The sequence below is a fragment of the Candidatus Poribacteria bacterium genome (assembly GCA_021295755.1).
GTDB lineage: Bacteria > Poribacteria > WGA-4E > WGA-4E > PCPOR2b > PCPOR2b.
Map to the genome: position 1 here is coordinate 1 of JAGWBT010000035.1, position 13297 is coordinate 13297.

Consider the following 13297-nt stretch of genomic DNA (forward strand, 5'->3'; position numbering starts at 1 on the left):
CAGCCGGGACTACAATCGGGACGACAGCGATGCGTGCAGTCCCTGTCGGTGTGCCGAAAATCATGGTTTCAACCTTGGCTTCCGGCGATACGAGTCCCTATGTAGACACCAAGGATATTTCGATGATGTATTCCGTCGTAGACATCGCGGGGATTAACAACCTCTCCCGACAGATCTTGGCAAATGCAGCCGGTGCGATCGTGGGCATGGTCAATGCAGAAGTGCCGGCAGCGGAGGATAAACCATTAATCGGTGCCACGATGTTTGGTGTAACCACGCCGTGTGTTACGAAGGCGCGTGAACTCCTAGAAGATGCCGGCTACGAAGTCCTGGTCTTCCACGCCACCGGTGCCGGTGGGCGAGCGATGGAAGATCTAGTCAAAGGCGGATTTATCGTCGGTGTTCTTGATGTGACGACGACGGAACTGGCCGATGAACTGGTCGGTGGAGTGCTAAGCGCAGGACCAGATCGCTTGGAGGCAGCGGGTGACTTAGGTGTACCGCAGGTAGTCGCACCGGGCGCGTTGGATATGGTCAATTTCGGGCCTCCCGATACAGTGCCAGAGCAGTTCAAGGATCGGACATTCTACCAGCATAACCCAACGGTGACGCTGATGCGAACCACTGTTGAAGAAAATGCCGAATTGGGCAAAATCATGGGACAGAAGTTAAGCCAAGCCAAGGGGCCCACGACAGTGATCATTCCAAAACAGGGGGTCTCAGCAATTGATCAAGAAGGGCAGCCATTCTACTCAGCGGAAGCGGAAGCTGCATGGATCGAAAATCTGAAGGCGAATCTTGGAGATAATGTTACCTTAATCGAGCTGGATAACCACATCAATGACGATGCGTTTGCGACGAAACTGGTAGAAACGTTGCTGGCAAGTTTGAACGGTGATGCGTAATGTGCGATTTCCGATTGCATCTGTTCAAGTTGGGTACTGGCTATCTCTGTATGAGGTGAGTGGTCAGTGCACAGGCCAACGTGGGCATGCCAACGCCACGTTGGCTACTGGACACTTTACCATAGGTCCTCTTAGATTATCTAAGAAAAGAGAAGCTGATAGATTGAAAACGATAGTCATATAGAAGGGAAGTTAATCGGCAGAGGTGTCAGAGCTGAATTGGGGATCGTTAAGTGGCAGATGCTGATTAGTTTGGTACTCTCTAGGTGCTGGCCTGTTATTGCTTTTCTGTGATTTGTTCCAAATCCAGGCGGGAACACCAATTGCGACTGCTATGAGTGCCATCAATCCAATTAAAAAGGAACGCATATCAACAAGTCTTTTATCTATTCCACCAATTTCAGCTGTCAAACGCTTGTCCATCTCATCAATTTTAATGGTCAAACGCTTGTCCATCTCATCAATTTTAGTGGTCAAACGCTTGTCCATCTCATCAATTTTAGTGGTTACTTGATTGTACTTAGAATCAATATATTCTTTTGTGCGTGCCTCTGACTTTTCAATTATAGTTTCGATAGCCTGTAAATCTTCCTTTGTCAATTCACCTAATACCGGGGAAACAACAAGAAATAAAATGATGATAATCAGTGTGCCTTTCATGGGGTATCTCCTAAGAAGAACGATTGTAATAGCTTATTGTGAGTCTATAGCAGTTCGATGTCATTTGTCAAGAAAAAGTTGCAATTGAAAGGAGATATAAAATGAGTTTTGTTCAAATCGATGGTCTGTCTATAGCAGTTCGAACGGAGGACATTATTTCGGTTGAGGTCGCCGGTGAGGATGATCGCGGATGGGCATTGCAGGTGCATATACGGGGTCGCGATGAGCCTTATAAAATGTTCGGAGATCAAGTGCATCTCGTAAGGCTGTATAAGGCACTTTTATCCCATCTTGGTAATGTTACGAATATTGCCCCCGAAAATAGCACCTCCAAAGTTGTAGGCGATATCGAGGAATAAAGACAATTCTTCTTCCGTCGCGGCGTTTGATAAACGCTGCAGAAAAGGAAACTTACATGGCGCTCACACCGGTTCTCTCACGTCAGCAGACCCAGCGGTATTGCGAAGATAATTACTTGCTGGTATCAGGGCTAATCCCGGACGCTATCGCCGAACAGGCGGAAGCAGCAATGTGGCGATGGATGGGGCTTCAACCCAGCGATCCTGCGTCGTGGGTGAATGTGCAGCCCCCGGAGACTTGCGATAATCCTGACCTCCTTGCTGTTTATACGCCTGAATTTTTGACCGCCGCTGCACAACTTGGCGAGGGCGACATGGCTCCTGAAGTTTATCGCCCTCCAAAGCAGGTAAGACCCATCAATATCTTCCCACAAACCGGTGAATGGACGCCGCCGGGATCCCATATCGACCATGCAATTAAAGAGCACGGACACAAGACATTTCCGCCTGCCTTTCGCGTTGCAACCCTCACGTATCTGACCGATGTAGAATCTCATGGTGGTGGCACAGTTGTCTGGCCTCGGTCTCGTTACAAAATTGAGGGACTGGCGCGTAGCGATCCGGATCGCTATGAGTATATGTGGGTCCTCAATCAGGAATACAACCGTGAGGAACTAGGGGATTATATGGAGTTAACGCCCAAACGCGGCGATGTGCTCTTCTACCACGTCTTCTGTGCACACTCCGGCAGTAAAAATATAGGACATATGCCCCGTTTTGCTCTCCCCTGCAAATGGTAACAAAATCCACTATTGGGGAGTTACGTGGGGCAGGTTGCCTAACCTGCCAGACAATTTGGAACGAAGTTATCACTGATACACAGAGAACCTTGATAGGCAGAATCAATGGGAGGTTTACAGTAATGACACCCGAACAGAGATACTTGTTTGATGTTACCGGATATTTACATTTAGAAAACGTGCTTACGGGCGATACACTGAAAGAGACCCAAGAAGCGGTCGACCGATATATCCGAACACCAGAGGATGAACTGCCCCCCGGGTTTGAAATCAGAGGGCTCCATCAACACGGCTTCGCGTTCGATAAGTGCCTTGAAGCCTTGACACTCCATCCAGCCACTTGGCCAATTATCAAAGAATTGACCCTTGACAAACCGCGTTTTGCCAGAGGGTCGCTCAAACGAGAGCAACACACCGATTGGAAAGAAAACGAGCGGGCACGGACAAACCCCGGCGGACTGCACTGCGCCCGCGATGACTACGGTTGGTATAGCACCCTTTATAAGGTGAAGGATGGACGAATCTACTGCGATGACTTTGTCGCCTTTTTCTATTTTACCGATGTCTACCCCGGCGACGGTGGATTGATTGTGATTCCCGGCTCTCACAAAAGCGAATTTCAACGTCCAAAAGATTTGTTGACACTCGACGGTGCGGATGGATTCGATCCAGAACCGGATCCGGTGTTTACAAACATCACCGCGCGGGCGGGCGATGTTGTGATTATATCCGAGCTGCTCACCCACGGTGTCTTACGATGGAAACCGACGGATCGTGATCGTCGTATACTCGTCCTGCGCTACAAGCCGCAATATATGGGAACGCATAATTTCCCGCAGCCAATCGTAGACCGGTTGTCGCCGGAGACGCAGGAACTAGTCGCATCGGCAGGATTCCAACATACCAAAGAAATCGTTAAACAAGATATTGTCCATCTTTCGTGAGCGGGGAGGCTCTCAATGACACCGAAACAGAGGTATCTCTTTGATTTGACAGGTTATCTTCACCTGAAAAACGTCCTCAGTCCGGAAGAACTGAGAGATGCACAAGCAGCAATCGAACGATGTCGTCAGACACCGCCAGATCGCTTGCCGCCCGGCATCAATAGGCAGGGAGAAGGGTTTTCCTACGGCTTTTCATTCGACAAAGCGTTGGAGTCGTTGACGCTCCATCCTGTGACATGGCCCCTCATCAAAGAACTGACCCGTGGGAAACCCCGTCTTAACCGAGGGACGCTCGCCATCAATACACACGAAAAGCGTCAAATCACACCCTTCCACTGCGCTCGGGAAGACCTCGGTTGGATCACCCGGCGCTATGAGGCTAAGGATGGGCAGGTTTTCGCCAATGATCTTGTGGCTTTCTTCTATTTTACTGATGTTTACCCCGGCGACGGTGGATTGGTTGTGATTCCGGGGTCTCACAAGAGCGAATTCGAGCGTCCGGACGGTCTTTTTTTCCCAGATCTGGATGATCCAGACCCTGAACTGCATCCAGCAATGGCAAATATCACGCCTCGCGCCGGCGACGTGGTGCTGATTTCGGAACTACTCACGCATGGGGTTTTGGTCTGGAAGCCAACCGATCGAGATCGGCGCTTCCTAATCCTACGGTACAAAACCCAATACTTTCAGGATGCGTCGGGGGACACGAATCCGGTTCCCGAGGAGGTACGCACGAGACTGTCGCCGGAGACGCGAGAGCTAACTGAACCTGCGTTTTACACAGATATTAAGGAGATCGCCAAGCAGGACAGAGTCACGCTGACAATTGACTAACAGGGCAAGGACTATTTTCCATTCCAGAACCTTTGGTGTGAATTGGCGAGACTGTTTCCACATCGGTCAAGTTGAAAATCCCGATTTATCGGGGTGTCCATTGGTTTATTAGTGCACTAAATGATTTTCACGTTTCACGCATCGCGTTTCACGTACGGTCTCAACGGTTGAAAACAAGCATCATTGGTTATAGAACAGGAGATTACCATGAAAATCACCAACATCGAATGTATCCCAATTGTTATGCCACTTGCGGAACGCTACGACGATCACCACGGTCGTGTCCGTATGGGTAATATTGATGAACACCTCGTTGTCAAAGTTCATACAGATAACGGCCTAGTCGGATACGGCGATTATGAAGACGATCCCAATCCCATCCCACAGTCGATTATCGATACGCTCATCGGTCGCAGTCCATTTGACTTTCTACATAACAATTTTAATATGGCACTGGGTATGGCACTCTATGATGTGATGGGGAAACATCTCGGAGTGCCGGCTTACAAGCTGATGGGACAAAAAGTGCGCGATGCTGTATCTGTCGCAGCGTGGACGCGACCGTGTCCACCGGAGGTTTTCCGTGACGAAATCCAGCGCGCCGCCTCCCAAGGCTATACTATCTTTAAGATGCACTCCGGTGAATTATGGGATGTGATTGAGCAGACCCGTCTCGCCGCAGAGGTGGCACCGCCCGGTTTTAAGATTCACTGGGACTTCAACCACAACCGGAGCTTGGCGGTCGTTCTACCCATCATCAATGAACTGGAGAAGAACCACCCAATCGTCGGTTACATTGAAGATCCGCTGCCTTGGACAGATATCGATGGCTGGCGGAAACTGCGTGAGAGGACACGCCTCCCGCTTATCATGCATGTTCCTCAACTTGGTGGCATTCAGGAAGTCATCCAAGGCTGCGCTGACATCTATATGATCGGTGGTGGGATTGGCACCACTTTGATGAAGGGATTTGCATATGGGCAGGCAAATATCCAAGCGCTGATTCAGCAGAGCGGTGGTACACTGATGAAGGCTTTGACCCTGCACCAAGCTGCTGTCCTTCCGAGCGCAACCGCGCATACGATAAACCTCGACGACCAATACTCAGAGGACATAACAACGGAGCGCATTCCGGTGATTGAAGGGTTTTCCCCTGTGCCTGAAGCCCCCGGACTGGGTTTTGAAGTGGATGAAGATGCTATCACACGGTTCGCTTCCGGCACACCATTGACAACCGGCAGAATCGTCGGGATTCTATCCCTGCCCGGTGGTCACAAGTTTTACACCCCTCGCTCCTTGAGTGTCGCCAGCTTGACAGGCTATGAGGAAGGTGCAATACGGGGAATTAACTTCGAGAAATGGGAGGACGACGGTTCGTCAGAATTTAATCGCATCTATGAGCGGGTGGAGCAGGAAGGTTCGTTCTTAGCAGATAAATAGGAGAGAAAAAATGAAAGTTCTCATCACCGGTGCCGCCGGTGCCGTTGGTTCAACTCTTGTAAAAGATATGAAAGATCGACACACGATTCGCGGACTTGACCGTCTGCCGATGCCCGACCTCGAAGACACAATCGAAGGCGATGTGGCAGATTTCGACACCATGCTCAGAGCCACGGAGGGCATGGAGGCGGTCATTCACCTTACCGGGACAGATAGTGAGTGGGAAGCCGCTCTGCAAAGCAATTTCATCGGCACCTACAACATGTTTGAAACCTCACGCCTGAACGGCGTGAAACGGATTGCGTATGCTAGCCGCGCTGGCGTGTTGGGTCCCTATCCGAAAAGTATCAAGCGAACGATTGATATGCCAACTAAGCCGGTCGGTAACTATACAGTTAGCAAGGTGTTCGGCGAGGCGATGGGATATTCGTATGCGAGCCGCTACGACATGGAGTTCGTTGGGGTTCGGATCGGAAACTTCAACCGTGACAGACCGCTGCCTGAACACCCTCATCACCTCGGTCATGGCGACGCAGTGCGCGTATTTGAGCAGGCGATTATCCACCCGGATGTGAAGTTTGAAATTGTATTCGGTGTTTCGGACAGTAACTGGCCCCTGTATGACCTCGACCATGGGCGTTTGGCAATCGGCTACTATCCGCAGGATCGCTATGAACATAAATAACTGCATGATATCAATTGTATGCCTATGGGAGCGGAGACGTGCGTAATATCGAACCCATTCTTGGGCTAATAATCATTCTCTCATGTGCGTGTGGTGCGCTCTACGAAATAATCTGGGCACGTCAGATCACCCTGTTTTTCGGGAGTCCGGTATTTGCTGTGAGCGCGTTGTTGAGTGCGTTGGCAGGGGGACTGGGACTTGGCAGCTTCTATTTCAGACGTTTGGCAGATCGAGAAAACCGCCCATTGCGCGTGTATGCCTTCCTCGGAGCGGGTCTCGGTATCTTTGCGCTCATCTTCCCGATGCTGCTGGATATTCTCAACGCTATCTGCGTTCTCATCTATCGTGGGTTGGGTGCGGGGTTCTATTTCCTGTCGTGGATTCGGTTTGTGCTGTCGTTTATTGTCTTGTTTATTCCGTCAACATTGATGGGAGGGATGCTACTCCTACTCAGTAGGGCCGCCAAGGAACGATGTGCAGGATTCCGAGCAGATCGCCTCTTCGCAATCAATATGCTAAGCGCGAGCATTGGTTGTATCGCCGTTGGTTTCTTCCTCCTCCAACTTCTAGGTCTTCAGAGTTCGGTTTATCTGGGTGTCGCAATTAACTTGATTCTGGCGGGGGTTGCTTTCGGTTTAGACCGCTCACGGTCTGAAACGCCTGTGGATTTGCAGCAGGACGCGCGCGATGAATCAGAGACCGCTTCAACAGGGGGAATGTGGCGGCTATTGTTATGGACATTTGCCGTTTCTGGCTTCTGTGCAATGGGTTATGCAGTCCTCTGGACACGTCTCCTGACGACTTTTCTTGGCAGCGCAAGTTATGCGTTTTCGGTCACGCTGACTGCTTTACTTCTTGGCATTACCGCTGGTAGCTTGGTATTTGCAGCAATCGCGCGTCGAGTTAAGCCGTGCATAAACCTTTTTGGATTGATCCAGATTGGGGTAGGGCTATCCGTTGTTGCGCTGATACCTGCTTTCGGAAACCTGTATGGGATTAGCAGGGGACTACAAAACGCTTTCGGGATTGGACGTATCTGGGAATTTGGTGCCGGAATCATCCTGATGATTGTTCCTGCTATTCTTATCGGAGGGAGTTTTCCGTTAGCTCGCCGAATTTGTGCGTCAGCCAAATCGCAATCAGCAGCTTACCCTTTCAGCACAATCGGCGCACTCCTTGGACCGCTGTGTACGGGGTTTATCCTTATCCCGTTGATTGGGATGCGTCCGAGCCTTGTCTTAACCGCCGGGTTAAATGCGGTTCTAGGGTGTGTTTTAATTGTTAGGGATACAGAAAAATCACAGCTTTTCAGTGGCACTGCGATTGGTAGTGCTATCCTAACTGTTGGTGTTGGGTTGATGGTGTTGCTATGGGGGAACTCACCTCCCTTCTTGAAGAATGGGGTCTTTTGGTCACAACGCATGAACGATACGCTAGTTGCGTATACCGAAACTGTCGACGCGAATATCGCTACGTTTATGGATGACCAAGGTATCCATCGGATCTATGTTGACAACGATGAGATCGCCGACACTTCTCGTCGAGGATCGGCGCCACATCGCATCATCGCTCATCTGCCGCTACTGCTGCATCCGAATCCTGAACACGGTCTTGTCCTCGGGTTTGGGATGGGAATCACCTCCCACACCATGACGCAGCACGATGTGCGTGTGGACACCGTCGAAAATCCAGATGGACTCATCGAAACGGCACAGAAATACTTTGCCGACGTAAACCATAGCGTCCTCGACAGTGCCTCGTTCAATCACACGGTCAATGATGAGCGAAATTATCTGTTGATGACCCTAAAACAATACGACGTAATTTCTATAGGTGCCCGTCATCCGCTGGTGAGTTCAACGAGTTCCAACCTTTACACCGCAGATCTATACCGGTGGTGCAAGCGTATTCTTACAGAAGATGGTATAATATGTCAGTGGATACCGCTCAAGCGGCTGCCAGAAACACATCTCAAGATGATTCTGAGAACCTTTATTGAGGTGTTTCCAAACGCAACAATATGGTATAAATACACCCCAGAGTTTGCCCTCCTGATTGGGACACCAGAACGGCTAAAGATAAATTATCAACGCCTTATGGAGAGGACACAGATGCCACGGGTTCACGAAGCGCTTGCGGCTAATGACCTCGATGGATTGTCCCTTATTGATTCGTTCATGATGGGTGAACAGGCGGTCCGAACGTATGCCGGTGATGGTCCAATCCATACAGACGATCACCCACGTATGGAGTTCTTTCAGCCCCGTACACTGGCGAACACAACTCACATAAACATTGCGGGACTCGCGAAATACCGTGAACGCTCTACTCCCTATTTGGCAAATTATGGTCGTACGATGAGCGATAAGATCGAAGTGCGAAAGCGAATCGACCTCTACTTTGATGCCACGGAGAAGCTGATCGAGGGACAGATTGAACATGCCAAGGGAGAATATGAAAAGGCTGTAGGTGTATTGAATCAGGCGGTAGCCATTAATCCGGACGATAATACGATTCGATACAATCTTGGGGCTGCGGTAGCGTTGGCAAACAAGGATTATCGTGAGGAGCTCAAGCAGACAGAAAAAGCCCTTAAACAAGCACTACAAAGCAATCCACGCGATGCCCAAAAATATGTTGAACTGGGTGTCACGTATGAACTTCAGGGGGAATTGGCGAAATCTGCGGATGCCTTTGAAGAAGCGCTGAAATATGACCCGAATCGCCTAGAGTTGTATTCATTGCTCGGACCGATTTATGAACGTCAAGAACGGTACGCCGACGCGTTGCGCACGTACCAGAGACTTGAGCAATTAGAGCCAAATCTTCCTGCTATCATCTTCGGTGCAATGGCATCGATTTATCATTTTCATAAGAAGATGCTTCCCGAAGCGCTCCAATATGCACAGAAGGCATTGGCACTGGAGGCAGGTTCTTGGCGTGTGCATAACCTGTTAGGGGCTATCTATACGGATAAGAAGGAGTTTGAAAAAGCGGTTGGTGCCTTCAAGGCTGCAATGCGACTCGCGCCGAACGAACCGATGCCACACAGCGATTTAGCGAAAGTGTTCCTCGCACAAGGTAGATATGATGAAGCGTTAGAATCCGCGAATACGGCAATACGTCTCGCACCGAGGACCCCATACTTTCAAGAGCAGCGCCGTCAGATCGAATCGGCAATGGCAGCGGATGATGAATAACAAAACGACGGACTGGACAAGTAGCATCAGGATAAGTCGAAGAAAAGAGAGAAATAGCGGTTAAAGAAGTAACAAAACATAATCATACACTCGACAAAGGGGTAATAGATAGAAAATGCAGATTCAATCACCAAAGGGGACGAGAGACATCCTCCCTTCAGAGGTTCAGACATGGCAATGGGTCGAGGGGACCGCACGCGATGTTTTTGGCACTTACGGCTATCAGGAGATCCGTACGCCAATTTTTGAAAGCACAGACCTTTTCGTTCGTGGGGTCGGCGATACCACCGATATCGTCGAAAAAGAGATGTACACCTTCAATGACCGGGGCAATCGAAGCGTCTCATTGCGTCCAGAAGGCACGGCGTCGGTAGTGCGTGCCATGCTCCAAAATCGTCTGATGGATGGTGCCAGCGTCCTAAAATTTTACTACATCGGTCAGATGTTTCGCTATGACCGTCCACAGGCGGGACGGTATCGAGAGTTTTGGCAGGTTGGCATCGAAGCGTTTGGCGCAGATTCGCCCGCAATTGACGCAGAGATCATCGCAGCAGGGCAGCAATTTTTCGCAACGCTTGGCATCAAAGACCTTACCTTGCATCTCAACAGCATCGGCGATCCGGTCTGTCGTCCAAAGTATGTTGAAGATCTGACAGCGTATGCGAAGGAACATCTTGACGAGCTATGCGGAAAATGTTACGCACGTCACGAACGAAATCCAATGCGAATCTTGGATTGCAAAGAGAGCGGTTGTCGTGCCGTTGTTGCTAACGCGCCGCTTCTGTCCAATTACCTCTGTGACGCTTGCAGCGAGAACTTCGATATGGTTAAGAGTTATCTGGACGCACTCGAAATTGTTTATCACGAAGATCCATACGTCGTTAGGGGGTTGGATTACTATTCTCGCACCGCATTTGAATTCACTGCGGGCGGTTTGGGGGCACAAAATGCAATCGGGGGTGGTGGCCGGTATGACTATCTGGCAGAAGAGATCGGGGGCGCTGCAACCCCCGGCATCGGATTCGCGCTGGGCATGGATCGAATCATCATTGCTTTGGAGGCTCAGGAGGTTACTGTGCCAACCTCTGCGCCCGTGGATGTCTACTTCACGGTTTTAGGGGACGCTGCGATGCCTATAACCCTGCGGTTAGCGCAAGAACTTCGTGAAAATGGGGTCAAGACAGATCTTGAGTATAAAAGGCGCGGCTTGCGCGCACAGATGAGGACTGCAAACAAACTCAACGCACAGTATGTCGTCATGATTGGCGAAGATGAGATCAACAATGCAGCCGCGACAGTACGGGATATGGGAAGCGGCGATCAGCAGTCGGTCGCGTTCCAACAGTTAGCGGAAATGATGCGTGAAAAGATTGACAGCTAGATTTGACAGTGGTGTAGGTCGCGAGATCCTCTCGGACTTGCCCGATACTCCTGCTCGGTCCAATACCGGCGGGTAATCTGTAGATCGAGATTCATATCTCGACACCCAAATGTCAATTGAACCGAGAACGCCATCAGTCAAGCATATCAGATTGAGGACTAAGACTGTATTTTTATAAATTGAAGGAGAGAATCAAAGTAATGCCTGAAATGCAAAGAACACACTATTGTGGAGAACTACGGCTCGCCGATGCCGGTAAATCGGTACGACTCACCGGTTGGGTATCTCGCCGCCGGGATCACGGCGGCGTCATTTTCATAGACCTACGTGATCGAACCGGAATCACGCAGGTGGTCTTCGATCCAATAATTGACCCCGAAGCGCACCGGGCTGCGGGCGCGATTCGCAACGAATTTGTGTTAAGTGTCAGCGGAAAGGTTCGGGAGCGCGGAGAGGGGCTGACCAATCCTAACCTCCTTACCGGCGAGATTGAACTGGCATCGGACGAACTGGAGATTTTGAACACTGCGAAAACCCCGCCCTTCTTGGTCGAAGATGATATCGATACCGCAGAGGATGTTCGTATGCAGTACCGATACGTTGACCTCCGCCGTCCAAAGATGCAGAAGATGCTACAGATTCGGCACAAAGCAATGCTTGCCGCACGGAGATACATGGACGAACAAGGCTTCCTTGAGATTGAGACGCCAATCTTGATGAACAGTACACCAGAGGGGGCGCGTGATTTTCTGGTGCCAAGCCGGCTCAACCCCGGCAAATTCTATGCCTTGCCACAGTCACCGCAGCAGTTCAAGCAACTATCAATGATGAGTGGTATAGATCGTTATTTCCAAATCGCGCGTTGTTTCCGTGACGAAGATACCCGCGCAAATCGGCTTCTTGAATTAACGCAGCTTGATATTGAAATGTCCTTCGCAACCCGAGAAGATGTCATGGAAGTGACGGAAGGATTATTCAAGAGAATCTTTGAGGAAGCGGTTGACATTCCCATCCCTACACCGTTCCGCCGTATGCCTTACAGTGAAGCAATGGAACGATACGGCACCGATAAGCCAGATACACGGTTTGGACTGGAACTCTCCGATCTCTCGGATCTGGTGGCGGACTGTGATTTCAAGGTGTTTACGGGTGCCTTGGCAAACGAAGGGCAGGTAAAAGGGCTTGCTGTGCCCGGTGGAGCGTCACTCTCGCGCAGGGAGATAGATGATCTCACAGAGTTTGTCGCCATTTATAGAGCAAAGGGGTTAGCATGGATTAAGGTAACAGAGGAAGGCGCTTTTGAATCAAGTATCGTCAAATTTTTCAGCGAAGATACTCTCAAGGCAGTTAGCGAGCGGATGAGCGCCCAGCCGGGCGATCTAATGGTGTTTGTGGCTGACAAACCGCAGATTGTCGCGGATGCACTTGCAAGCCTGCGCCTGCATCTCGGCGAAAAACTCGAATTGATTGATTATGATCGCTTTGATTTCCTGTGGATTATCGATTTTCCCCTGTTCTTCTGGGATGAGGAGGAGAATCGCTACGAACCTTCTCAACACCTTTTCACAATGATGCCCGAGGAAGATATTCCGCTGCTGGATATCGATCCGGGGAAGGCGAGAGGTCTACAATACGACCTAATTATCAACGGAGAAGAGTGCGCCGGGGGTAGCATCAGAATTCACCGATGGGAGCTCCAACAGAAGATATTTGAAATCATGAAGATCAAACCCCAGGAGGTGACCGAGCGGTTTGGGTACTTCGTTGAAGCGTTGCAATATGGAACACCGCCGCATGGCGGTATTGCTTCGGGGTTAGATCGGATGATGATGATGATGACCGGCGAAAAAAATATCCGTGAAGTCACCGCGTTTCCGAAGACACAGAACGGGTTGTGTCTGCTCACCGTTGCACCCTCTGAAGTCACCGACGAACAGCTTGAAGAGTTGTCTATTAAGGTTGATTTGGTTGAGGGTTAATCAGATTTTTGAGGGTGTTTACATCGGTCTTGGGCTTTAGCCAGCCATCGGTTTTGCGAAACCCACCTCAGGTGCCTGACGTCATTATCTAAGGAGATTTGCTTTCAGACAACCCTAGGGTAGTGCGGCTAGTAACCTGTGTCAGATTAAACACATCTTTTCCGACAAAA

General features: G+C 50.1%; 11 protein-coding genes. 10 read left to right on the plus strand and 1 reads right to left on the minus strand.

The window, feature by feature from the left end; genetic code table 11:
* On the plus strand, window positions 1-905 hold a 905-nt coding region (locus J4G02_06825), incomplete at its 5' end, for a Tm-1-like ATP-binding domain-containing protein (GenBank protein MCE2394289.1).
* Between the two features lie 192 nt (window positions 906-1097).
* On the opposite strand, the gene J4G02_06830 is transcribed toward J4G02_06825, so the two are convergent.
* Entirely contained in the window at window positions 1098-1565 is a 468-nt protein-coding gene (locus J4G02_06830) for a hypothetical protein (GenBank protein MCE2394290.1), read from the minus strand.
* 101 nt (window positions 1566-1666) lie between these two features.
* Here J4G02_06830 and J4G02_06835 point away from each other — a divergent pair, with 101 nt between their 5' ends.
* From J4G02_06835 to aspS, 9 genes are all read left to right on the plus strand, one after another.
* A complete protein-coding gene (locus tag J4G02_06835; GenBank protein MCE2394291.1) occupies window positions 1667-1924 on the plus strand; it encodes a hypothetical protein in 258 nt (85 codons plus the stop codon).
* A gap of 56 nt (window positions 1925-1980) precedes the next feature.
* On the plus strand, window positions 1981-2664 hold the full coding sequence (locus J4G02_06840) for a phytanoyl-CoA dioxygenase family protein (protein ID MCE2394292.1): 684 nt from the start codon (window positions 1981-1983) through the stop codon (window positions 2662-2664).
* Window positions 2665-2786: 122 nt separating this feature from the next.
* Window positions 2787-3608 carry a phytanoyl-CoA dioxygenase family protein gene (locus J4G02_06845; protein ID MCE2394293.1) on the plus strand — a complete coding sequence of 274 codons (822 nt, stop codon included), beginning with the start codon at window positions 2787-2789 and terminating at the stop codon, window positions 3606-3608.
* Window positions 3609-3623: 15 nt separating this feature from the next.
* The gene (locus J4G02_06850; protein ID MCE2394294.1) at window positions 3624-4442 is read left to right on the plus strand and encodes a phytanoyl-CoA dioxygenase family protein; all 819 of its coding nucleotides are present in this window, start codon (window positions 3624-3626) and stop codon (window positions 4440-4442) included.
* Window positions 4443-4649: 207 nt separating this feature from the next.
* The gene (locus J4G02_06855) at window positions 4650-5882 is read left to right on the plus strand and encodes a hypothetical protein (protein MCE2394295.1); all 1233 of its coding nucleotides are present in this window, start codon (window positions 4650-4652) and stop codon (window positions 5880-5882) included.
* A 10-nt stretch (window positions 5883-5892) separates the two neighbouring features.
* Window positions 5893-6567, plus strand: a complete 675-nt coding sequence (locus J4G02_06860; protein MCE2394296.1) for an NAD(P)-dependent oxidoreductase — start codon at window positions 5893-5895, stop codon at window positions 6565-6567.
* A gap of 38 nt (window positions 6568-6605) precedes the next feature.
* A complete protein-coding gene (locus J4G02_06865; GenBank protein ID MCE2394297.1) occupies window positions 6606-9767 on the plus strand; it encodes a tetratricopeptide repeat protein in 3162 nt (1053 codons plus the stop codon).
* Between the two features lie 115 nt (window positions 9768-9882).
* A complete protein-coding gene (locus J4G02_06870; GenBank protein MCE2394298.1) occupies window positions 9883-11148 on the plus strand; it encodes a histidine--tRNA ligase in 1266 nt (421 codons plus the stop codon).
* A 200-nt stretch (window positions 11149-11348) separates the two neighbouring features.
* The gene (gene aspS, locus J4G02_06875) at window positions 11349-13127 is read left to right on the plus strand and encodes an aspartate--tRNA ligase (protein ID MCE2394299.1); all 1779 of its coding nucleotides are present in this window, start codon (window positions 11349-11351) and stop codon (window positions 13125-13127) included.
* Window positions 13128-13297: the final 170 nt, after the last annotated feature.